Below are 22,246 nucleotides of genomic sequence, written 5' to 3'. Positions count from 1 at the left end.
TCATGCCCCGCGCGTCGCGAGAATCGCCGACAGGTCCAGGCCCCGCGCCCGCTCCAGGTCCTCCCGGTACTTCAGCGCCGACCCCAGCGTCGCCACCGCGAGTTCCGCATCCGCCTCCGTCGCGCCCAGCGCGTCCAGCGCCCGCGCCCAGTCGATCGTCTCCGCGACACCCGGCGGTTTGACCAGGTCCTCGGCGCGCAGCGCCTGCGCGAGCGCCGTCACCTGCTCGGCCAGCCGGGCGCTCACCTCGGGCAGTCTGCGGCGGACGATGGCGAGCTCCCGGGCGAATCCGGGATGGTCGAACCAGTGGTAGAGGCAGCGGCGCTTGAGCGCGTCGTGCACCTCGCGCGTACGGTTCGACGTCAGCACCACCACGGGAGGCACCTCCGCCCGCAGCGTGCCCAGTTCCGGGACGGTGACCGAGAAGTCCGACAGCAGTTCCAGCAGGAACGCCTCGAACTCGTCGTCGGCACGGTCGATCTCGTCCACGAGCAGCACACAGGGTTGGGTCTCCAGCGCCTTGAGCAACGGCCGGGCGATCAGGAACCGGCGGTCGTACAACTCACCCTCCAGCCGCCCCGGATCGCGGACCCCGGCCGCTTCCGCCGCCCGCAGATGCAGGAGCTGACGCGGGAAGTCCCAGTCGTACAGCGCCTGTGAGGCGTCGATGCCCTCGTGGCACTGGAGCCGGATCAGCGGGGCGCCGAGCGCTTCGGCAAGGGCTGACGCGAGCGCGGTCTTGCCCACGCCCGCGTCGCCCTCGCAGAACACCGGCCGGTGCAGCCTGAGGGCCAGGAAGCAGGCGACGGCCAGCCCTTCGTCGACGAGGTAGCCCGTCTTCTCCAGGCGTTCACGCACCTCGTCCGGACCCGTCAAGCCGTCACTCCGTCCCGGCCGCGGCCAGCACCGCCCGCCGGGTGAGCACCCGGGCGAGATGTGCACGGTACTCGGGCGTCGCCGACGGGTCGGACGAGGGGCGCGTGCCCTCGGCCGCCGAGGCGGCGGCCCGGGCGACGGCGTCCGCCTCCATCGGGGCCCCGGCCAGCGCCGCCTCTGTCGCGGCGGCCCGCAAAGGCGTCGAGCCCATGTTCGTCAGCCCGACCCGAGCCTCGGCGATGTGCCCGTCGTCGCGCCGGACGAGCGCCGCCACGCCGACCACCGCCCAGGCCTGAGCGACCCGCTGGAACTTCTCGTAGTGGAAGCTCCAGCCGTCCGCCTTCGGTACCCGCACCTCGATGAGCAGTTCGTCGGGCCGCAGCGCGGTCTGCAGATAGTCGACGAAGAACTCCCGTGCCGGAATGCTCCGCCGTCCCTCGGGCCCCGCCGCGACCAGCTCGGCGTCCAGGACGAGCGCCACCGCCGGCAGATCTCCGGCCGGATCGGCGTGTGCGAGCGAGCCGCCGAGGGTACCGCGGTGCCGAACGGCCGGGTCGGCGACCGTGGCCGTGGCCGCCGCGAGCAGCCCCGCGTGCCGCCGCACCAGCGGGTCCCCGATGACGTCGTGGTGGGTGGTCAACGCGCCGATCACCAGCGTGTCGCCGTCCTCGCGCACTCCACGCAGACCGGGGATCCGGCCGATGTCCACGACGAGTTCGGGGAAGGCGAGCCTGAGGCGCAGCAGCGGCAGCAGGCTCTGCCCGCCGGCCAGTACCTTCGCCTCCTCGCCCGCGTCGGCGAGGGCGCGAACCGCCTCGTCGACGTCGGCCGGCCGGGTGTACTCGAATGCCGCGGGGATCATGACGACGCCTCCTGAAGTGCCTGCCAGACACGCCCGGGTGTACAGGGCATCGGGACGTCGGTGACGCCCAGCGGACGTAGCGCGTCGACGATCGCGTTCACGACCGCCGGAGTGGCCGCGATGGTCCCGGCCTCGCCCACGCCCTTGGCGCCCAGGGGGTTGGAGGTGGCGGGCGTCTCGGTCCGGTCGGTCACGAAGTCGGGCAGGTCGGCGGCCGACGGCACGAGGTAGTCGGCCATCGTGCCCGACACCAGGTTGCCCTCGTCGTCGTACACCGCCTCCTCGTACAGGGCCTGTGCGATGCCCTGCGCGACCCCGCCGTGCACCTGCCCCTCCACGATCAGCGGGTTGACGACCCGGCCGACGTCGTCGACGCACACATACGAACGGATGGTGGTCCGCCCGGTCTCGGTGTCCACCTCGACCGCACACAGGTGGGTGCCGTGGGGATAGGAGAAGTTCTCCGGGTCGACGAGGTGTTCCGCGTTGATGGTCGGCTCCATGCCGTCCGGCAGGTCGTGCGAGGAGAACGCCTCGAAGGCGATCTCCTGGATCGTCCTGCGTGCCTCGGGCGAGCCCTTCACCGAGAACACCCCGCCGGTGAACTCCAGGTCCTGCTCCGCGGCCTCCAGCAGATGGGCGGCGACCTTCCGCGCCTTCTCCACCACCTTGACCGCGGCCCGGTGCACGGCCGCCCCGCCGACGACCAGCGACCGTGACCCGTAGGTGTCCATGCCCTGCGGGGCCGCCTTCGTGTCGCCGTGGACGACCTCGACGTCGTCGAACGGCACGCCCAGCACATCGGCGGCGATCTGGCTCCACGCCGTCACATGACCCTGCCCGTGCGGGCTGGTGCCGGTGACCACCTCGACCTTGCCGCTGGGCAGCATGCGGATGCTCGCCGCCTCCCAGCCGCCCGCCGCGTACCTGAGGTCCCGCAGCACCCGGCTCGGGGCGAGTCCGCACATCTCCGTGTAGGTCGACACGCCGATGCCGAGCCGTACCGGGTCGCCGCGTTCGACGCGCTTCTGCTGTTCGGACCGGAGGTCGTCGTACCCGAACAGGGCGAGCGCCTTGTCCGTCGCGGCCTCGTAGTTGCCGCTGTCATAGATCAGGCCCGCGACCGAGGTGTAGGGGAACTCCTCGTGCCCGATCCAGTTGCGCCGCCGCAACTCGATCGGGTCCAGATCGAGTTCGGCGGCCAGCTCGTCCATGATCCGTTCGATGGCGAACGTGGCCTCCGGGCGGCCCGCGCCACGGTAGGCGTCGGTCGGTGTCCGGGTCGTGAACACACCCGTACAGGTGAAATCGTAGGAATCCATCTTGTAGATCGCCGGGTACATGAACGCGCCGAGGATCGGGATGCCGGGCGTGACCAGCATCAGATAGGCGCCCATGTCGGCGAGGAGGTCCACCTTCAGGCCCAGCAGCCGTCCCTCGCGGGTGGCCGCGATCTCGATGTCCTGGATCATGCCCCGGCCGTGATGGGTCGCCAGATAGCCCTCGGAGCGGGACTCGGTCCACTTCACGGGGCGCCCCAGGCGGCGCGCCACGGTCAGTGCGACGGCCTCCTCGCCGTACACCTGGAGTTTCGAGCCGAAGCCGCCGCCCACGTCGGGGGCGATGACGCGCAGCTTGTGCTCGGGGACACCGGTGACCGTCGCCAGCATGAGCCGCAGGATGTGCGGGATCTGCGTGGCCGAGTAGACGGTGTACTCGCCGGAGGCGGCCAGCGGGGTGACCACCACGGCGCGCGGTTCCATCGCGTTGGGGATGAGACGTTGCTGGTGGTAGCGGCGCTTGAGGACGACCTCGGCGCGCCCTTTCACCGCGTCGTAGTCCTCGCCGGTCCTGAGCGGCCAGACATAGCAGCGGTTGGTGCCCTTGTCGGCGTGGACCAGCGGAGCGTCCTCGGTGAGCGCCGACTCCAGATCGAGCACCGGCGGCAGGGGCGTGTAGTCGACCTCGACGGCCTCCAGCGCGTCCGCGGCCGCGTACCGGTCGCGGGCCACCACCACGGCCACCGGGTCGCCCGCGTACCGCACCTCGTCCACCGCGATGGGCGGGTGGTCGGGCAGCACGATGTCCTCGGTCACCGGCCAGGCGCAGGGCAGCGACCCCAGCCCCTGTGCGAGGTCGTGCCCGCTGAAGGCCGCGACGACACCGGGCCGTGCGAGAGCGGGGGAGACATCGACCCGGTCGATGCGGGCGTGCGCCATGGGGCTGCGCAGGATCGCAAGGTGCAGCAGGCCCGCCACCTGGATGTTGTCGGTCCAGTTGGTCTGGCCGGTGACGAGCCGGGCGTCCTCCTTGCGCAGCCGGGCCCGGCCGACCTCGCGCTCCGTGGCCTCCGTCATGACCGGGCCTCCCGTCCGGAGGCGGCCAGGACCGCGCGCACGATGTTCTGATATCCGGTGCACCGGCAGAGGTTGCCCTCCAGGGCCTGGCGCACCTCGTCCGAGGTGGGGGCGGGGTTGTCGCGGAGCAGGTCCCGGGCCGCCATGATCATGCCCGGGGTGCAGTAACCGCACTTTCGTGGAACGCCTTCTGCAGCGGGTGCCACTCCCCGTTCCGGGCGAGCCCCTGGACGGTGGTCACCTCGTTCCCGTCGGCCTGGACGGCGAGCACCGAGCAGCTCTTGACCGTTTCCCCGCCGAGGTCGACGGTGCAGGCCCCGCAGTTGGAGGTGTCGCAGCCGACGGGGGTCCCGGTGAGCCCCAGACGGTCCCTCAGATAGTGGACCAGGAGGAGACGGGGCTCCACCTCGTCCTCGTACGTGGTGCCGTCCACTTTCACAGCAATACGCGTCATGTGCCCTCCGGAGAGCCAGGCGAGGGGGTGCCAACCGGTTTGCGTGACGGGCGTCACTCTAGGACCGACTGCCGTGCACGGGGAGTGGCTCGACACGAATTGGTTGACGGTTAATCCGTTGCAGTGGCCGAGGGGCCGCTGCTCCACTGCACGTGACGAGCCGTCGACCCCGAGGAGCGCAAATGCGCACAGCGTTCATGTCCACCCAGCAAGGAACCATCCCCGTTTCGAAGGACATGACGCTTCGTGCACACGCTGAACCTGGGAATCCTGGCGCATGTAGACGCCGGTAAGACGAGCCTCACCGAGCGGCTCCTGTACACGGCCGGGGTGATCGACGAAGTCGGCAGCGTCGACGACGGGAACACCCAGACCGATTCACTCGCGCTGGAGAGGCAGCGCGGGATCACCATCAAGTCGGCCGTCGTCTCCTTCATGCTGGACGACGTCACCGTCAATCTGATCGACACTCCGGGTCACCCGGACTTCATCGCCGAGGTGGAGCGGGTGCTGAGCGTGCTCGACGGCGCGGTGCTCGTCGTGTCGGCCGTGGAAGGGGTCCAGGCGCAGACACGCGTGCTCATGCGGACCCTGCGACGGCTACGCATTCCCACGCTCGTCTTCATCAACAAGATCGACCGCGGCGGCGCGCACCACGACCGCACGCTCGACGCGCTGGCACGCCGACTGACACCGTCGGTCGTCCCCATGGGCCGGCCGGAACGGCTCGGCACGCCCGCCGCGCACGTCCTGCCGTACGACGCCCAGGACCCCGCCTTCACCGGCCGGTTGCTCGACGTCCTCACCGAACACGACGAGGAACTGCTGGCCGCGTACGTCGAGGACACGGTGTCGTACGACCGGTTGCGCACCGCACTCGTGGAGCAGACCCGGCGCGCCCGGACGCACCCGGTGTTCTTCGGTTCGGCGATCACGGGCGCGGGGGTGCCACAGCTGATCGAGGGCATCAAGGAACTGCTCCCGGCTGCCGGGTGCGATCCCGAAGGGCCGGTCTCCGGCACGGTCTTCAAGGTCGAGCGGGGGCCGGCGGGGGAGAAGGTGGCGTACGCGCGCATGTTCACCGGAACGCTCCGTGTCCGCGACCGGGTTGCCTTCGGCGACGGCCGACCTGAGGACCGCGTCACCGCGATCAGCGTCTTCGACCGAGGCACGGACGTCCGGGAGGACGCGGTGCCCGCCGGTCGCATCGGCAGGCTGTGGGGACTCGCCGACGTCAGGATCGGCGACGACATCGGCGTGCGGCGCCATGCGTGCGAGCACTTCTTCGCGCCACCCACGCTGGAGACCGTGGTAGTACCGGGGCCCGGCGCCGACACGAGGGCCCTGCATCTCGCACTCACCCGGCTGGCCGAACAGGACCCGCTGATCGACCTCAGGCACGACGAGGTGCGGCAGGAGACCTCCGTGTCCCTCTACGGCGAGGTCCAGAAGGAGGTCGTCCAGGCCACGCTGGCCGATGAGTTCGCCCTCGACGTCACCTTCCGGGAGACGACCCCGCTGTGCATCGAGCGGCCGGTCGGTACGGGAGCGGCCGTGGAGTTCAACAAGAAGGACCCGAACCCGTTCCTCGCCACGGTCGGTCTGCGTGTCGACCCCGCGCCGGTGGGTGGGGGCGTGGACTTCCGGCTGGAGGTGGAGCTGGGCTCGATGCCGTACGCGTTCTTCAAGGCGGTCGAGGACACGGTGCGGGAGACACTCGGGCAGGGGTTGCACGGCTGGGCGGTCACCGACTGCACGGTCACCATGACCCACTCCGGCTACTCGCCCCGGCAGAGCCACGCCCACCAGGGGTTCGACAAGAGCATGTCGAGCACGGGGGCGGACTTCCGCGGCCTGACCCCGCTGGTGTTGATCGAGGCACTGCGCCTCGCGGGCACCTGTGTGTACGAGCCGATGCACAGCTTCCGCATCGAGGCCCCGGCGGACACGCTCGGCGCCCTGCTGCCGGTGCTCGCCGCGGTGCGGGCCGTGCCGCGGACGACCGAGACGAGAGGTTCCGTCTGTGTCCTTCAGGGCGCGGTCCCGGCGGCCTGGATGCACACCCTGGAGCAACAGCTGCCGGGGCTGACGCGGGGCGAGGGCGAGCTGGAGAGCGCCTTCGGGCACTACGCGGCGGTGTCGGCCGGGTCGGTGCCCGAGCGGCCGCGCACCGACCACAACCCGCTGAACCGGAAGGAGTACCTGCTGAAGGTGACGCGCAGAGTCGGTGGCTGAACGTCGCTCCGGCCGCGTCCCCTGCACCACGCGCTCGTCACACCGAGTGACGGCTCCGTCCGCGCCCTGCCGAGCGTGGCACGGACGGAGCCGTCGGCGTGGGCCCGGGAGGAGGTCAGCCGGCGGAGGGGCCCGTCCAGTCCGCGGGGACGTGTGCCAGGCGCACCCGCTGCGGGTGGTCGCCGACCGGCACCGAGACCACCTTCTCGCCGGTCGTGAAGTCGATCGCGGTGACCCGGTCGGCGCCGCTCTCCGAGATGATGCAGTCCTTGCCGTCGCCGCTCACCGTCGCCCAATAGGGCTTGGACGCGGTCACCAGCGGACCCTCCTGGAGCGTGGCGCGGTTCACGACGGTCGCATAGTCGTCCATCGTCCCCGCGACGCACAGCGCGGTGCCGGAGGGGTTCATCGAAATGCCGTGGTGGCGCGAGTCGTTGACCCACGTGGTGCGGTCCTGGCTGGTGGCCGGGTTCTTCGGCAGGGCCCTCACCCGGGTGATCTTGTCGGTCGCCACGTCGTACTCCAGGAAGCCGTTGAAGAACGACACCTGGAAGTAGAGCGTGGACTCGTCGGGGGTGAAGACCGCGGGACGCACCGCGTCGGAGAAGTCCTCGAGTCCGATCGCATCGAGCCTGCTGCGCATGTCGACGATCTTGACCTGCTTGAACGTGGTGGCGTCCACGACCGTGATGTGGCGGTCGCCCTTCGTCCAGTCCCAGAAGGGATCGTCGAGCCCGGTGTTGACCTCGCCGATGGCCATGTTCCAGATGTACTTGCCGTCCTTGGTGAAGATGTTCTCGTGCGGCTTGTCGCCGGTCGCGAACTCGCCCAGTTCCCTGCCGGTGTCGATGTCGAGCACCTGCACCTTGTTCGCGGTGGAGGCCGAGACGGCGACGCGTGTGCCGTCGGGGGAGACCGCCATGTGGTCGGCACGGTAACCAGCCACGGGGAAGCGCCAATTGATCCTTCCGGTGGCGAGGTCGATCGACACGACGTCGGCGAAGCTCGGCCGGGAGACGACCATCGACCTTCCGTCCGGAGTGGAGTACATGTCGTCCACGAACTGGTCGTGACCCTCGCCGACGCTGTTGCGTATGGCCATGAAGTAGATCCACTTGATCGGATCGGCGTTGATCTCCGCCATCCGCTGTGCCTTGTCGGGGATCACGTCGATACGGCCGATCCTGGCGAAGCCGCCGGTGGACTCGATGACATCGGCGGTGCCGTCCCAGTTGTTGCCCACGAACATCACCTCGCGCAGTGCGGCGGCGGTGATGTCCTGCGCGGAGGCGGCGGTCGCCGTCCCGCCGGCCGTCAGGGCGAGGGCGGCGGCGAGGGAGAAGAGGTGCCGGAATCTGAGCACGAACATGGCGGGTCCTTGTCTGTGGTGGTCAGCCGCGATTAGGACATGACAAGAAACCGGAGCTGGTGGTGCGGCGCGGTCTGGCCGCCGGGCCGCCGGCTCGGAATCTGAATACGCCTGCGTTCAGATGGACTTACTGGAAAGTAAGGACGGGGTGGGCCTCTTCACAAGACTCCGTACGCGACAAAATCGACCGACCGTCGAACGGTTCGACGAAAGGCGAGGGATCCGCGTGACAGGCAGGCTCAGACAGCCGACGGGCCGCTACGGGGGCAAGTCGGCCGGGGAGCGGCAGGCCGAGCGGCGCCGGAGGTTCCTGGACGCCGCGCTCCAGCTCTTCGGCGACAGCCCCGGTTTCCGGGGCACCACGGTCGCCGCGCTGAGCGAGGCGGCGGGACTGTCGACGCGTCAGTTCTACGAGGAGTTCCACACTCTCGAGGACGTGCTGGCCGTCCTGCACCTCCAGGTCAACGGCTGGGCGGAGGAAGCCGCCTCCGCCGCCCTCGCCGAGACCCGTGACCTGCCGCTCGCCGAGCGTGCCACCGCGATCTTCCGGGCCTACGCGGCGAACGTCACCTCCGATCCGCGCCGGATCCGCATCACCTTCGTCGAGATCATCGGCGTCAGCCCCAGGCTGGAGGAGCAACGGCTGGAACGGCGCTCCCGGTGGGTGGACTTCATCTGCGCGGGGGCAGCCGATGCCGTCGCACGGGGAGAAGCGGCCCCGCGGGACTACCGGATCGCGGCCACGGCGTTCATCGGCAGTGTCAACGGCCTGCTGCACGACTGGCGGGCCGGCTGGGTGGACGCGACCCTCGACGAGATCGTGAATGAGCTGGTCCGGCAACTCCTCGCCATCCTGCGGCCTACGGGATGGCCGCCGGGTGCCTGAAGGGTCCCGGCAGCCGGCGGCATGGCGGCGACCGGGCGGCCGGTGCCAGGTGCGGCTCACCGATGACGGGTACGCCGCCTCCGAGGGGCATGCGGTGCCGGAGGGCAGGGGCGCGCACGCCCGGCGCGCAGTACCGTGTGCAGAAGGGCGGCGGACGTTCGCAGGCCTGCCGCACACAGCGACGGCGGCGGCAGAGTCCGGCCCCGACGGCGCAGTTCCGCCCTCGCCGAGAAGGTCCAGGAGAGCCGGGAGCTGACCTGGAACTTCAGGCGGCGCTGCCGTCCTACTCGTCCCATGCCTGCAGGAGGATCTGCTCGGCGATCTTGCCGTCACGCAACGACGCCATGGAATTGGCCAGTACCCGGACACCGTCCCGGTAGCGGCAGGACTCGGTGAAGGCGACATGGTCGCCCTGGACGACGCAGCGGTCCAGATGGTGGCTCATGTCCCGGCTGTAGACGTCGGCGAGCATCTCGCCGATCTGGTTCCGGCCGCGCAGGATCTTCGGGTGACTGGGCTGCGAGTGACGGTCGACGATGCGGATCTCCGCGTCGTCCGTGTAGAGCGACAACAGAGCCTGCGCATCCTCGTCTTCGACACCATGGCGCAGGGTGTGGGTGTCGAAGGCGGTGCCTGCCGCGGTGCCCATGATGACCTCCTTCGAAGGCCCGGGTCCGGCGGGCGGCGAGCCACGAGGGCCTCCTCTTCGAGCGTCCTCCGCGCCGGGGCCCTCGGCAAGCGCAGCAGGGGCTGTGCGCCTGTCGGGTGAGGGCGGACCCGGTCCCGTGACCGCCAGTTACCCCGTGCCGTTGCTGAAGGCATGATCTCAACACGACGCATTGTTGCCGCGGTCGGTCTCGCCGTCGGCGTCACGGGCCTGGCCGCACCGATGGCCACCGCGGCCCCTGCCGAGAACCCGGACTCCGGCAGGCTGAACCCGGTCACCCTGCTCGACCCGCTGGCCCAGAGCGAGATCCCGGCGCAGCACAAGGACGAGATCCCTCGGACGTCGACCCAGCTCGAAGGCCTGAACCGCCTCAACGACCTCCAACAGCTGCACCAGGCCACCGACCAGGTCGCGCCCATCACGGGGCTGGTACCGCCCGTCGCCTCATAGCGCGCCCACGGGACAAGGACGCAGGGCCCCCGGCTGTGCTCAGGTTCCGGGGGCCTTGACATTCCCGGAGGCCGGTCGGAGCATCACGCAGATCGCATTTCACGAGGCGAACAACGTCGGTCACCCTTCTGCACTCGCACTAACCCTTCTGACGGTCGTTCGGACCGCGGCGATCGGGCGTTGCCCCGTGGTCACCCACGCGCCATCGCTCCCTGCGAGGCTGACGGGATGGACATGACGGCACTGGCCCGAACGCTGTTGGAGTCCGTTCCGGCGCATCGCACGGCCCGGATGGAGGTGCTGCGGGCCGTGGACGGTGAGGCCGTACTCGCGTGCGAGACCCCCGCGGACCTGACCAACGTCATCGGCTCGCTGCATTCCAGCGGACTGATCGCCCTGCTCGACGCGGCCGGCCTGGGCGCCGTCATCGCGTCGGGGCCGCACGCCGAGGCCCTGAACCGGATCGTGCCCCTGGGAACAGCGGCCGCCCTGGACTTCCTCGCTCCCGCCCGAGGGCGCCTGGTCGCCGCCTGCCGGCTCGACGAGGAGGCTCGGCATGCCCTGTACCCGTTGTGGACGGGCGAGACCCACCGGGCGCGCCTCTCCACTCGGGCCGAGATCACCGACGCGGCGGGAACCGTGGTGTGCCAAGGGACCTTCGACTGGAGCGTGCGGCGCACGCCCTCCGGGGAGGCCTCACGTCCCTGAACGGCGCGCGGTGAGGCAGTGGCCCAGCACGACGACGCTCACCGGCCCGGGGGCGTCGAAGGCCACGAGCCGCTCGTGGTGCCGACCTTGCGGCGTGCCCCTTCATGGTCCGATCGGGCGAGGGCCGGAACCATGCGAAAGGGGCATCCGCCCCGCCGTCCATACGCTGGCGCCATGCACGAAGTGGAGCTGCGGCAGCTGCGCTGCCTCGTCGCGATCGTCGACGAGGGCACGTTCACCGACGCGGCCGTCGCCCTCGGCGTCTCACAGGCGGCCGTGTCCCGTACCCTGGCCTCGCTCGAACGAGCTCTGGGGGTACGACTGCTGCGCCGGACCTCCCGCGAGGTGGCCCCGACCGGTACCGGGCTGCGGGTGGTGGCGCACGCCCGACGGGTGCTCGCCGAGGTCGACGACCTGGTGCGGGGGGCCACGTCGGGCCCGGCCCGTCTGCGGATCGGCTACGCCTGGTCGGCGATCGGCCGCCACACCCTCGCCTTCCAGCGGCGCTGGCGGGAGCGCCACCCGCTCACCGAACTGCACCTCGTGCGGGTCAACTCGGTCACCGCAGGACTCGCGGAGGGCGCCTGTGACCTGTCGGTCGTGCGCAGGCCCGTGGACGACCGCCGCTTCGACTCGGCGATCGTCGGACTCGAGCGGAGGCTGTGCGCGATGGCCGCAGACGATCCGCTGGCCGGGCACCGCTCGGTGCGTCTGGCGGACCTCAGCGGGCGCACTCTGCTGATCGACCGGCGCACCGGCACCACGAGCGCGGACCTGTGGCCCCCGGACGCCCGCCCGACCACCGAGGAGGCGCACGACGTGGACGACTGGCTGGCCGCGATCTCCACCGGCCGCCGCGTCGGGGTGACGGCGGAGTCCACCGCCGTCCAGTACGCCCGGCCCGATGTCGTCTACCGGCCGGTGCGCGACGCCGAGCCCATCGCCGTACGGCTCGCCTGGTGGCGGGACGGCCCGCATCCCGCCACACAGTCCGTGGTCGAACTGCTCATCTCCCTTTTCCGCATGGGCTGACGGCCCCCGCGGCGGTTGCCTCCGCCGCCCGGGGCCGCATCGGCGCCCGCCTGCGCCCGATCCAGCAGGGCACCCCTGTCGCGGGCACCGCGGTCACGGTGTTCTCCTGGCCGGCGGCAACCTCATGATCCATGCGGCCGTCTCCGGGCCCGGTCTTCTCGGCCCATCCGGGTCCCTCGGCCGAGACGGAGCCCGAGCACGGGACGGCAGGAAGTTACTTGAGTCAGGCAACGATATGGTAAACTGGCCGGTATGCCCACCCCGCAGCCGCTCTCAGCCCCCGCTTCGCCGGAAGTGATCGACATCGAGCGAGCGCTCACCCGCATCACATATCTGAGCACACGCGCCCGGCAGCACGACCGCCTGATGGCCCTGGCAGCCGTGCCGCTGGACCGCGCCGCCGTGGCCCTGCTGCGGCAGATCGTCGACTCCGAGCCGCTGCGCCCGGGGGAGCTGGCCAACCGGCTCGGCGTCGAGGCGTCCCATGTGACCCGGCAGGTCCAGCAGCTGCAGAAGTCGGGATACGTCTCCCGTGTGCCGGACCCGGACGACGGCCGCGCCCAGCGCATCGAACTCACCGTCTCCGGCCGTGAAGCCATCGACCGCATCCGTGCCGCCGGCGTCCGCGGCATGCAGGCGGCACTGGCCGCCTGGTCGCCCGAGGAACTCCGGCAGCTGGCCACCCTCTTCCACCGCATGGTCGACGACTTCCTCGCCTACGCCGCCGACGACGAGGCCGGTCAGGAGGTCCTCGAAGCGGCCGGCCCCGAATCCTGATCCGCCCCGGGCGTCAGCCGGCCGCGGCGAGGAACTGGGTCGCGGCCAGTTCGGCGTAGAGCGGGTCCCCGGCGATCAGTTCGCGATGCGTACCGACCGCGCGGACACGGCCCGCGTCCATGACGACGATCCGGTCGGCCATCGTCACGGTCGACAGCCGATGCGCGACCACCAGGACCGTCGTGGAGCGCGCGACATCCGCGACCGTGTCCCGCAGCGCGGCCTCGTTGACGGCGTCGAGCTGTGACGTCGCCTCGTCGAGCAGCAGCAGGCGAGGACGGCGCAGCAACGCCCGCGCGATCGCGACTCGCTGGCGCTCGCCGCCGGAGAGCTTGGTCCCCCGATGCCCGACCAGGGTGTCGAGACCGCGGGGAAGCCGCTCCACCAGACCGTCGAGCCGTGTCGTCTTGAGGACACGCCGCACCTCGGCGTCGTCGGCCTCCGGATTGCCGAGGAGCAGATTGTCCCGAAGGGAACCGGACAGCACCGGGGCATCCTGCTCGACGTAGCCGATGGCCGACCGCAGCAGAGGCAGCTCCCACGCGGCGATGTCACGGCCGTCGAGTGCGATGGCGCCCGACTCGGGATCGTAGAACCGCTCTATCAGCGAGAACACGGTCGTCTTGCCCGCTCCCGAGGGGCCGACGAATGCGGTCATGCCTCGGGCCGGCACCGTGAAGGTCACACCGTGGTGCACATACGGCAGGTCGTCGGCGTACCGGAAGCGCACGTCCTCGAAGGAGAGCGTGGCGGGCTGCGACCCCGGCGCGGGCAACGCCGCAGGCTTCGTGGGCGGTTCGGCGGGCAGCCGCAGCGCCTCCTGGATCCGGGCGAGCGCGGCGGCGCCCGTCTGGTACTGGGTGACCGCGCCGACCACCTGCTGGATCGGCGACATCAGATAGAAGACGTAGAGCAGGAACGCGACCAGTGTGCCGACGTCGATGGCGCCCGTCGCCACCCGCGCGCCGCCCACGGCCAGCACGGTGATGAAGGCGATCTGCATCGCGAGCCCCGCCGTGTTGCCCGCGGCCGCCGCCCACTTGGCGGCCCGCACGCTCTGCCGCCACGACTCCTCGGCCGCCGTGTGGACGGCCTCCTCCTCGCGGTGCTCCGCGCCGGACGCCTTGACCGTGCGCAGTGCGCCGAGGACCCGTTCCAGGGAGGCCCCCATGGCGCCGACCGCGTCCTGCGCCAGCCGGCTCGCCCGGTTGATGCGCGGCACGATGAGCCCGAGCACCACGCCCGCTCCCAGGATCACGCCGAGCGTGACACCCAGCAGCACCGCGTCGACCAGGCCCATCATCACGACCGTTGCGACCAACGTGAGCCCGCCGGTGCCGAGGCCGACCAGCGAGTCGGTGGTGACCTCCCGCAGCAGCGTGGTGTCGGAGGTGATGCGGGCCATCAGATCGCCGGGTTCCGTGCGATCCACGGCGGAGATCCGCAGGCGCAGCAGATATGACGACAGCGCACGCCGCGCACCCAGTACGACGGACTCGGCGGTGCGCCGCAGCACGTACGAACCCAGCGCGCCCACCGCCGCGTTGGCGACCACCAGGCCCGACATGCCGAGCAGCGCCGCGGTGATCGAGCGGTCGTGCGCCAGGTCGTCGATCAGCCCCCGGGCCACCAGCGGCAGGAGGAGCCCGGTGGCACCGGTGGTCAGCGCCAGTACCGCGCCCGCGAGGAGGGACCACCGATGCGGTCGTACGTATCCGAGAAGCAGCCGCCACGCGGGCGGCACCGGTTCCGGATCGGCTTCGGTCTCTGCGATGCTCACGGTGTTCCTTGCGGAGTAGGGGCGTTCAGCGTACGTCCGGCGTGTGGCGCGGTGTCACCCGTATGCCGGTCGATCACCCCCCGACCACGGGCGATCCGACTCGTCCCGCGCGGAATGCGTGCGCAGGACGTGCCCGTCGCGCGAGGATCATGGGTGCGGGCCGCCGTGGCCCGCACCGGGCGCGCTCGGGCGCCCGCACGACCGACGGAAGGCAGCAGCACCATGGCGCAGGAAGTACGCGGCGTGATCGCTCCTGGCAAGGACGAGCCGGTCCGGGTGGAGACGATCGTCGTACCGGACCCCGGTCCCGGTGAGGCGGTGGTGTGCGTCCAGGCCTGCGGCGTGTGCCACACGGACCTGCACTACAAGCAGGGCGGCATCACCGACGACTTCCCGTTCCTGCTCGGCCACGAGGCGGCCGGGATCGTCGAGTCGGTCGGCGAGGGCGTCGAGGACGTCGCCCCGGGCGACTTCGTGATCCTCAACTGGCGGGCGGTGTGCGGCAAGTGTCGCGCCTGCCGTCGCGGCCGCCCCTGGTACTGCTTCGACACCCACAACGCCAAGCAGAAGATGACGCTCGCCGCGACCGGTCAGGAGCTCTCCCCGGCTCTCGGTATCGGTGCCTTCGCCGACAAGACGCTGGTCGCCGCCGGACAGTGCACCAAGGTCGACCCGTCCGTCTCCCCGGCCGTGGCCGGGCTGCTGGGCTGCGGCGTGATGGCCGGTATCGGTGCCGCCATCAACACCGGAAACGTCGGCCGGGGCGACTCGGTCGCGGTCATCGGCTGCGGCGGGGTCGGCGGCGCGGCGGTCGCCGCGTCGCATCTGGCGGGCGCGTCGAAGATCATCGTGGTGGACATCGACGACCGCAAGCTCAACAGCGCGAGGGAACTGGGAGCGACCCACACCGTCAACTCCCGGGAGACCGACCCCGTTGAAGCGGTCCGCGAACTGACCGGCGGCTTCGGGGCCGACGTCGTCATCGACGCGGTGGGCCGCCCGGAGACGTACCGGCAGGCCTTCTACGCCCGCGACCTGGCCGGCACCGTCGTCCTCGTCGGCGTTCCCACCCCGGAGATGAAGCTGGAGCTCCCGCTTCTGGACGTCTTCGGGCGGGGCGGGGCCCTGAAGTCCTCCTGGTACGGCGACTGTCTGCCCTCCCGTGACTTCCCCATGCTCATCGACCTGCATCTCCAGGGGCGTCTGCCGCTGGAGAAGTTCGTGACCGAGACCATCGCCCTCGACGAGGTGGAGAAGGCCTTCGAGCGCATGCGCCACGGCGACGTCCTGCGTTCGGTGGTGATGCTGTGATGACCGCCCGCATCGACCGCCTGGTCACCTCCGGCACCTTCTCCCTCGACGGCGGCACCTGGGAGGTCGACAACAACGTGTGGATCGTCGGCGACGACCACGAGGCCCTCGTCATCGACGCCGCCCACGACGCCGACGCGATCGCCGCGGCCGTCGGAGACCGGCGGCTGCGCGCCATCGTGTGCACGCACGCCCACAACGACCACATCGACGCCGCGCCCGCGCTCGCCGAGCGGACCGGAGCGGCGATCTGGCTGCACCCCGACGACCTGCCGCTGTGGAAGATGACCCACCCCGGCCGTCTCCCGGACCACTGGCTGGCCGACGGCCAGGTCATCGAGGCGGCCGGCGCCGATCTGTCCGTCCTGCACACGCCGGGCCACGCACCCGGCGCGGTCTGCCTCTACGACCCGGGCCTCGGGACCGTCTTCACCGGCGACACCCTGTTCCAGGGTGGGCCCGGGGCGACCGGACGCTCGTACTCGCACTTCCCGACGATCATCGAGTCGATCCGGGACCGGCTGCTGACCCTCCCGCCCGAGACGGTGGTCCGCACGGGGCATGGCGAGTCGACGACCATCGGCGCCGAGGCGCCCCACCTCCAGGAGTGGATCGCGCGCGGCCACTGATCCCCGGGCACGTCCGAAGGACACCCGGAAAAGGCGACGGAAGATGTCCGGCTTCCGCGGCATCCTCGGCGTGGACGGTTCAACGAAAGAGCGCGGAGGTCGGACATGGCAGGGCCGCTGACAGGCAGGGTCGCACTGGTCGCGGGGGCGACGCGGGGAGCGGGACGGGGAATCGCCGTGGAACTGGGCGCGGCCGGCGCCACGGTGTACGTGACGGGGCGCAGCACGCGCGAGCGGCGTTCGGAGTACGACCGGCCCGAGACGATCGAGGACACGGCCGAGCTCGTGACCGCGGCGGGCGGGCACGGCATCGCCGTCCCCACCGACCACCTGGTCCCCGCCGAGGTGCGCGCTCTCGTGGACCGTGTCGAGCACGAGCAGGGGCGCCTGGACATCCTCGTCAACGACATCTGGGGCGGAGAGAAGCTCTTCGAGTGGGACCGCCCGGTGTGGGAGCACGACCTCGACAAGGGGCTGCGGCTGCTGCGGCTCGCCGTCGAGACGCACGCGATCACCAACCACCATGCGCTGCCCCTGCTGCTGCGGCACCCCGGCGGCCTGGTCGTGGAGATGACCGACGGAACGGCCGAGTACAACCGCGACACCTACCGGGTCTCCTTCTTCTACGACCTGGCCAAGGCGTCCGTGCTGCGCATGGCGTTCGCCCTCGGCCACGAGCTGGGATCGCGCAGCGCCACCGCGGTCGCCCTCACCCCCGGCTGGCTGCGCTCGGAGCTGATGCTCGAGACGTTCGGGGTGACGGAGGAGAACTGGCGCGACGCACTGGAACGCGTGCCGCACTTCTGCATCTCCGAGAGCCCGTACTACGTCGGCCGGGCCGTCGCCGCGCTGGCCGCCGACCCGAAGGTGTCCCGCTGGAACGGGGCGTCGCTGGCCAGTGGGCAGCTGGCCCAGGAGTACGGTTTCACGGACCGTGACGGCAGCCGCCCCGACGCCTGGCGGTATCTCGTCGAGGTCCAGGACGCGGGCGGGGCGGCGGACGCGACGGGGTACCGCTGAGCGGGAGGCCGCAGTGCCTTCCGCGCCGGGGCTCGGCGGCACCTAGTGCGGCGACCGGAAAGGTTCACCGGCTCGCGACGCCCGGCACGGCACGTGGCCGCACCCATCGTCGGCGTCACCAAGCCGCACCACATCGACGACGCGGTCGCAGCGCTCGACGTCGAGCTCACCGCCGAGGAGATCCAGTCGCTGGAGGAGCCGTACCGGCCGCACCCCGTCAGCGGCCACTGACCCTGCGGCGGACACGCGGGGGCGGCACGCGATGCCCGTACCGCCCCGGCACGGATGACCGCGCCCTCAGGCGGAGCCGGCCAGCCAGGGCCTGACCTGCCTGCGCGCCTCGTGCAGACGGGACTTCAGGGTGCCCAGCGGGACGCCGACACGTTCGGCGACCTCCGCGTACTCCAGTTGGCAGATGTCCCGGTAGACGAGCGGTGCCACCAGGTGCGGATGCTCGCGCTCCAGCCGCTCGAGGGCCTCCAGCAGATCGACCCGGGACCCCGCGATCACGCTGGTGGTCCGCGGATCCACGTGCTGCGCCGCGTCGATGGGTACGGGCTGCTCGGCGGCCCGCCTCTTCAGCTCCCGGTACTTCTGGCGGGCGCAGTTGGCGACCACCGTGTACAGCCACGTACCGAAGCGGCTGCGGCCCTGGAACGTGGTGATCTTCCGGGCCACCTGCAGCAGCACGTCCTGTGCCGCCTCCTCGGCGTCCTCCCGGCACGGCAGGAATCGTCCGCAGCGCCGCACGACCTCCGGCTGGATGTGCTGGAGCAGTGCGTCAAGAGCCGCCGTGTCACCCGCGGCCGCGCGCCGAGCGAGCTCCTCGGGGTCTGCGGAATCCCTCACTGGGAGCTCCCCTCGATGTCCATATCCGACCAGGCATGATAGTCCCATGCAGTCCCTGGAGCGGATCGACCGCTACCGCCTGGAACGACGCCTGGGAAGTGGCGCGTTCGGTGTCGTCTGGCTTGCCCACGACGACGTCCTCGAAGCGCCCGTCGCCGTGAAGGTGCTCGCCGAGAACTGGGCTCACCGGCTGGACATCCGGGAGCGCTTCCTGTCCGAGGCGCGCCTGCTGCGCCGGGCCGGCTCAAGCCGGGTGGTGCAGGTCTACGACATCGGCGAGCTCCCCGACGGCAGGCCCTATTTCGTCATGGAGTACGCCGACGGCGGCACCCTCGCCGACCGGATCGACGGCAGCCCGCTCCCCGTGGCGGAGGCCCTGCGCCTGACCGCGCTGGCCGCCCGATCCGCGGAGGCTCTGCACGACGCCGGAATCGTGCACCGTGACATCAAGCCCTCCAACGTCCTCCTGCGGACCGCGCCCGACGGCTCCACCCGGCTGCTGCTCGCGGACCTCGGCCTGGCCAAGAGTCTCGCCCAGGCCTCCGGACTGACGATGGCCGCGGGCTCCGCCGGGTACGCGGCGCCGGAACAGACCGAACCCGGCTCCGGCATCGACGCGCGCGCCGACGTCTACAGCCTCGGGGCCCTCGGCTATCACCTGCTCACCGGCACCGTCCCCGCGCGTCCGGGCCGCGTTCAGCCCCCCGACCGGCTCCGCCCCGGCCTGCCGGCCGAGGTCCAGCGGGCGGTCCTGCGGGCCATGGAACCCGAGCGCGAGCGGCGCTGGCCGACCGCCGAGGCCTTCGCGGACGCGCTCGACCGGCTTGCGGGCACCTCCTTCGCGGCGGCCCCTGAGCGGCCGGTCCGCCGCCGGGGCGGCATGGTCCTGGCCGTGGCCGCTCTGGTCGTCGCGGGTGTCGCCGCAGCCTCCACCACCCTGCTGCTGCGGCAGCAGCCGTCGGCGGGGGTGAGGGTCCAGGACTCCACCGGGCGTGTCCACGCGGTGGTGCCCGCGTCCTGGGGCCGCCAGCTACGGGATGCCGGCTGGAACCCGGACTCACTGGGCCTGCCGACCGGGCATGAACCCGCACTGGCGGTGGCCGACGACCTCTCGCGGTGGACGGACCTGGGCGCCGACGCGAACGGCGCCTTCATCGGTCTGAGCGAGCACGGAGACCTCACCGCCAAGGTGCGTGGGATCAACCACACGGACTGCCACTACGAGGGCGGCCATGACTACCGTGGAACGAACTGGCGGGGCGTCATACGGACCTGGACCGACTGTGACGCCGACGGGGATTCCGTCACGGAGGCCGCCCTCGAACCCGTCGGCGGCACCGGCCGGCCACAGGTGTACGTACAGTTGCGTCAGGACGGCGGCAGTGACGAGACCGACCGGGTCCTCGACTCCGTGCGGGTCACCGGATGACGACCGGCCCCGACCGCCGGCGGCGTACCCAGGGTCGGACCATGGACGCGAACTTTTCCGGACCGGAGCGCATCGGACGGAGAGGACGGGCACACGGCACCGTTCACGCGCGCCCGGCGCGGGCGGTGAGTTTCGAGGAGCGACAGACATGGTGACCTTCCGACGCGGCACAGCGGGTCCGGCCTCCGGCGGCACGGCCCCCTTCCTGACGGCGCGATGCGTGGTGTCCGCGCTGGGCGTGGTCGCCGCCCTGGGTCTGCTCACCGCCTGCGGCAACGACCACGGTACGAGCAGCGCTCCGCAGAAGCTTCCTGGGGCCGCCCAGCCCGCCTCCGGCGGCCACACGAGCGCCGACGGCACCGAGACGGGCACGGGCAGCCCCGATTCCACGAACAAGGCATCGGACAGCCCCGACACGGCGTCCTCGGCGTCGGCCACCAAGGGCGGCACAACGAGCACCCGCTGCCACACGACCGAACTGCGGGCCACGGTCGGGCGCAACAACCCGGGGGCCGGCCAGGAGAACTTCCCCCTCGTCCTCACCAACAGTTCCGGGCGCACCTGCACCATCGCGGGCTACCCGGGCGCCGCCTTCGTGGACGCCTCGGGCAAGCAGCTGGGTCCGGACCCCAAGCGCAGCTCTGGGAGCCCCACGAAGATCACGCTGGCGCCGGGCAAGAGCGCCTGGGCCGGGCTGACCTTCTCCAACCCCGAGGTCAGTGAGGCTCACACGGCCACGCCCACGGCGATCCTCATCACCCCGCCCGACGAGAAGGACTCCCTGAAGGTGAAGTGGGCCGGCGGACCGGTTCCCGTCTCGGGCAACTACTCCACCGCGTTCCTGACGGTCTTCAGCGCGGGCACCGGCGCCTGACCCTCCCCGCCCCCGTACCCCGCTGTCCGCTCGCCGGCAGCGGGGTTTGTCATGGAACCGCTGCCGTTGTCACAGGACGGCAACACGTCCCCGGCCCCGCGATCTTTCCGCCGCTCCCGCCCATCGAACCCGTCGACCCACACCGAAGAGAGGCTCCCTCCGGGAGCCGCACGACGAGGAAACGGGGACGACCATGAACGGCATCTCACGCAGGCGCCTGCTCACCGCGGGGGCGACGGCGGGCGCCCTGGGCGCACTGTCCGCCTGTTCCCCAGGCGGCTGGTCCGTGGGCGGGGAGAGCCCCGAGGGCGGCGAAAGCCCCGCAGGAGGCAAGGGCAGCCTCAAGGAACGGCCCCTGAAGCTCATCGGCGACGGCTCCACCGCCGACACCGGGGCCCAGCCGCACCAGCCCAGGGCGGAGCGGCTGAAGCCCGGTCAGCGTCCCCCGCAGTTCGTGGTGTTCTCCTGGGACGGCGCCGGTGAGCTCAACAACCAGCTCTTCTCCCGCTTCCGCAAGGTCGCGGCCGACCACGGCGCGGCGATGACCTTCTTCCTCAGCGGCATCTACACCCTGCCGGAGTCCAAGAAGGAGCTCTACCGTCCGCCGCAGCACCCGGTCGGTGCCTCCGACATCCCCTACCTCACCGACCGGCACATCCACGCCACGCTCCAGCAGGTGCGTGCCGCCTGGCTGGAGGGCCACGAGATAGGCACCCACTTCAACGGCCACTTCTGCGGCGCCGACGGGGTGCGCAACTGGTCGCCCGCCGAGTGGAAGAGCGAGATCGACCAGGCCGTGAGCTTCGTCACCGAGTGGAAGACCAACACCGGCTTCACGGACCTCGACCCACTGCCCTTCGACTACCGCAAGGAGCTGATCGGCGGGCGCACCCCGTGCCTCGAGGGCCAGTCCAATCTGCTGCCCGCCGCGGCCGCACTCGGCTGGAAGTACGACGCCAGCTCGCCCGGCGGCCTGCAGATCTGGCCCGGCAAGATGCAGGGTGGACGGATCTGGGACTTCCCCCTGCAGTCCATACCGTTCGCCGGCCACTCCTTCCAGGTCCTGTCGATGGACTACAACATGATGGCCAACCAGTCCGCCGGCAAACCCGTGGGCGACCGTACCCAGTACGACGCCTGGCGCGTCCAGGCCCGGGACACCTATCTGGCCGGGTTCCGACGCGCCTACGACGCCAACCGCGCCCCCTTCTTCATCGGCAACCACTTCGAGCGCTGGAACGGGGGCATCTACATGGATGCCGTGGAGGAGGCCATCGGGCTGATGGCGCAGCACGACGACGTGCGGTTCGTGTCCTTCCGCCAGCTGGTGCAGTGGCTGGAGGCGCAGGATCCCGCGGTCCTCGGGAAGCTGCGGACCCTCAGTCCCGGGCAATCGCCGCTCGGCGGCTGGGAGGAGTTCCTGGGCGTGCCGGCGTCCCCGACGGCGACCGCGTCCTGACCGGCTCCGTCCGGTCGTGGGCGCTGTAGCGTCTGCGACATGGATCACATGGGGCGCTTCGAGGGGTCGCGAACTGCTCGGGGTTGGGTCAACTCCGGTGTGCATTAGGGGCTCTGAGTGGGTGTTATCGTCGCTGTATGAACCTCAAGGAATGGGCGGTGGCGAACGGTGTGCACCCGCATACGGCCTATCGCTGGTTCCGTGAGGGGGACGTTGCCGGTG

20 protein-coding genes and 1 pseudogene are annotated in these 22,246 nt (G+C 71.1%); 13 read left to right on the top strand and 8 right to left on the bottom strand.

Translation table 11 applies throughout. The features are described 5' to 3' along the window. The 4 genes and pseudogenes from VXC91_RS26150 to VXC91_RS26135 all read right to left on the bottom strand — a co-directional run bounded on the left by VXC91_RS26150 (nt 1) and on the right by VXC91_RS26135 (nt 4,549). Nucleotides 1-876 carry an AAA family ATPase gene (locus VXC91_RS26150; RefSeq protein WP_329509787.1) on the bottom strand — a complete coding sequence of 292 codons (876 nt, stop codon included), beginning with the start codon at nt 874-876 and terminating at the stop codon, nt 1-3. Between the two features lie 4 nt (nt 877-880). Beyond that, nucleotides 881-1,738 carry an FAD binding domain-containing protein gene (locus tag VXC91_RS26145; protein WP_329509786.1) on the bottom strand — a complete coding sequence of 286 codons (858 nt, stop codon included), beginning with the start codon at nt 1,736-1,738 and terminating at the stop codon, nt 881-883. After that, nucleotides 1,735-4,095, bottom strand: coding sequence for a xanthine dehydrogenase family protein molybdopterin-binding subunit (locus VXC91_RS26140; RefSeq protein WP_329509785.1), 2,361 nt, complete (start codon nt 4,093-4,095; stop codon nt 1,735-1,737). Before VXC91_RS26140 ends, VXC91_RS26145 begins: the two co-directional genes overlap by 4 nt. Then, nucleotides 4,092-4,549: pseudogene (locus VXC91_RS26135) on the bottom strand ((2Fe-2S)-binding protein). Before VXC91_RS26135 ends, VXC91_RS26140 begins: the two are co-directional and overlap by 4 nt. Before the next feature lie 246 nt (nt 4,550-4,795). On the opposite strand from VXC91_RS26135, the gene VXC91_RS26130 reads away from it, so the two are divergent. Continuing rightward, on the top strand, nt 4,796-6,784 hold the full coding sequence (locus VXC91_RS26130; RefSeq protein ID WP_329509784.1) for a translation factor GTPase family protein: 1,989 nt from the start codon (nt 4,796-4,798) through the stop codon (nt 6,782-6,784). 115 nt (nt 6,785-6,899) lie between these two features. Here VXC91_RS26130 and VXC91_RS26125 read toward each other — a convergent pair whose 3' ends face one another. Beyond that, the gene (locus VXC91_RS26125) at nt 6,900-8,153 is read right to left on the bottom strand and encodes a YncE family protein (RefSeq protein ID WP_329509783.1); all 1,254 of its coding nucleotides are present in this window, start codon (nt 8,151-8,153) and stop codon (nt 6,900-6,902) included. A 226-nt stretch (nt 8,154-8,379) separates the two neighbouring features. Between VXC91_RS26125 and VXC91_RS26120 the strand changes: the two genes are divergently transcribed. After that, the gene (locus VXC91_RS26120) at nt 8,380-9,039 is read left to right on the top strand and encodes a TetR/AcrR family transcriptional regulator (RefSeq protein ID WP_329509782.1); all 660 of its coding nucleotides are present in this window, start codon (nt 8,380-8,382) and stop codon (nt 9,037-9,039) included. A 283-nt stretch (nt 9,040-9,322) separates the two neighbouring features. Here VXC91_RS26120 and VXC91_RS26115 read toward each other — a convergent pair whose 3' ends face one another. Beyond that, nucleotides 9,323-9,688: a nuclear transport factor 2 family protein gene (locus VXC91_RS26115; RefSeq protein WP_329509781.1), complete on the bottom strand. Its 366-nt coding sequence runs from the start codon at nt 9,686-9,688 to the stop codon at nt 9,323-9,325. Nucleotides 9,689-9,859: 171 nt separating this feature from the next. Here VXC91_RS26115 and VXC91_RS26110 point away from each other — a divergent pair, with 171 nt between their 5' ends. The 4 genes from VXC91_RS26110 (at nt 9,860) to VXC91_RS26095 (ending at nt 12,673) form a co-directional block, all read left to right on the top strand. After that, nucleotides 9,860-10,156, top strand: coding sequence for a hypothetical protein (locus VXC91_RS26110; protein WP_329509780.1), 297 nt, complete (start codon nt 9,860-9,862; stop codon nt 10,154-10,156). Nucleotides 10,157-10,384: 228 nt separating this feature from the next. Continuing rightward, nucleotides 10,385-10,864, top strand: a complete 480-nt coding sequence (locus VXC91_RS26105; RefSeq protein WP_329509779.1) for a PaaI family thioesterase — start codon at nt 10,385-10,387, stop codon at nt 10,862-10,864. Between the two features lie 174 nt (nt 10,865-11,038). Further along, a complete protein-coding gene (locus VXC91_RS26100; RefSeq protein ID WP_329509778.1) occupies nt 11,039-11,896 on the top strand; it encodes a LysR family transcriptional regulator in 858 nt (285 codons plus the stop codon). A gap of 252 nt (nt 11,897-12,148) precedes the next feature. After that, nucleotides 12,149-12,673 carry a MarR family winged helix-turn-helix transcriptional regulator gene (locus VXC91_RS26095; RefSeq protein ID WP_329509777.1) on the top strand — a complete coding sequence of 175 codons (525 nt, stop codon included), beginning with the start codon at nt 12,149-12,151 and terminating at the stop codon, nt 12,671-12,673. A gap of 13 nt (nt 12,674-12,686) precedes the next feature. Here VXC91_RS26095 and VXC91_RS26090 read toward each other — a convergent pair whose 3' ends face one another. Then, nucleotides 12,687-14,453 (bottom strand): ABC transporter ATP-binding protein, encoded by a 1,767-nt coding sequence (locus tag VXC91_RS26090; protein WP_329509776.1) that lies wholly within the window; start codon nt 14,451-14,453, stop codon nt 12,687-12,689. 222 nt (nt 14,454-14,675) lie between these two features. Between VXC91_RS26090 and VXC91_RS26085 the strand changes: the two genes are divergently transcribed. The 4 genes from VXC91_RS26085 (at nt 14,676) to VXC91_RS26070 (ending at nt 17,644) form a co-directional block, all read left to right on the top strand. After that, the gene (locus VXC91_RS26085) at nt 14,676-15,764 is read left to right on the top strand and encodes an S-(hydroxymethyl)mycothiol dehydrogenase (RefSeq protein WP_329509775.1); all 1,089 of its coding nucleotides are present in this window, start codon (nt 14,676-14,678) and stop codon (nt 15,762-15,764) included. Further along, nucleotides 15,764-16,393 (top strand): MBL fold metallo-hydrolase, encoded by a 630-nt coding sequence (locus tag VXC91_RS26080; protein WP_329509774.1) that lies wholly within the window; start codon nt 15,764-15,766, stop codon nt 16,391-16,393. Before VXC91_RS26085 ends, VXC91_RS26080 begins: the two co-directional genes overlap by 1 nt. Nucleotides 16,394-16,498: 105 nt before the next feature. Beyond that, nucleotides 16,499-17,413: an SDR family oxidoreductase gene (locus VXC91_RS26075; protein WP_329509773.1), complete on the top strand. Its 915-nt coding sequence runs from the start codon at nt 16,499-16,501 to the stop codon at nt 17,411-17,413. Nucleotides 17,414-17,506: 93 nt separating this feature from the next. Further along, nucleotides 17,507-17,644 carry a hypothetical protein gene (locus tag VXC91_RS26070; RefSeq protein ID WP_408057475.1) on the top strand — a complete coding sequence of 46 codons (138 nt, stop codon included), beginning with the start codon at nt 17,507-17,509 and terminating at the stop codon, nt 17,642-17,644. Between the two features lie 66 nt (nt 17,645-17,710). On the opposite strand, the gene VXC91_RS26065 is transcribed toward VXC91_RS26070, so the two are convergent. Beyond that, nucleotides 17,711-18,262 (bottom strand): RNA polymerase sigma factor, encoded by a 552-nt coding sequence (locus tag VXC91_RS26065; protein WP_329509772.1) that lies wholly within the window; start codon nt 18,260-18,262, stop codon nt 17,711-17,713. A 46-nt stretch (nt 18,263-18,308) separates the two neighbouring features. Here VXC91_RS26065 and VXC91_RS26060 point away from each other — a divergent pair, with 46 nt between their 5' ends. The 3 genes from VXC91_RS26060 (at nt 18,309) to VXC91_RS26050 (ending at nt 22,024) form a co-directional block, all read left to right on the top strand. Beyond that, nucleotides 18,309-19,691: a serine/threonine-protein kinase gene (locus tag VXC91_RS26060; RefSeq protein WP_329509771.1), complete on the top strand. Its 1,383-nt coding sequence runs from the start codon at nt 18,309-18,311 to the stop codon at nt 19,689-19,691. 148 nt (nt 19,692-19,839) lie between these two features. Further along, a complete protein-coding gene (locus VXC91_RS26055; RefSeq protein WP_329509770.1) occupies nt 19,840-20,565 on the top strand; it encodes a DUF4232 domain-containing protein in 726 nt (241 codons plus the stop codon). 193 nt (nt 20,566-20,758) lie between these two features. Next, nucleotides 20,759-22,024, top strand: a complete 1,266-nt coding sequence (locus VXC91_RS26050) for a polysaccharide deacetylase family protein (RefSeq protein WP_329509769.1) — start codon at nt 20,759-20,761, stop codon at nt 22,022-22,024. The last annotated feature ends 222 nt before the right edge of the window (nt 22,025-22,246 follow it).

Origin of the sequence: Streptomyces chiangmaiensis, assembly GCF_036281785.1 — a bacterium.
Classification (GTDB): domain Bacteria; phylum Actinomycetota; class Actinomycetes; order Streptomycetales; family Streptomycetaceae; genus Streptomyces; species Streptomyces chiangmaiensis.
The sequence above is the reverse complement of the archived record's forward strand: the minus strand, read 5'-3'. Positions and strand labels throughout refer to the sequence as shown.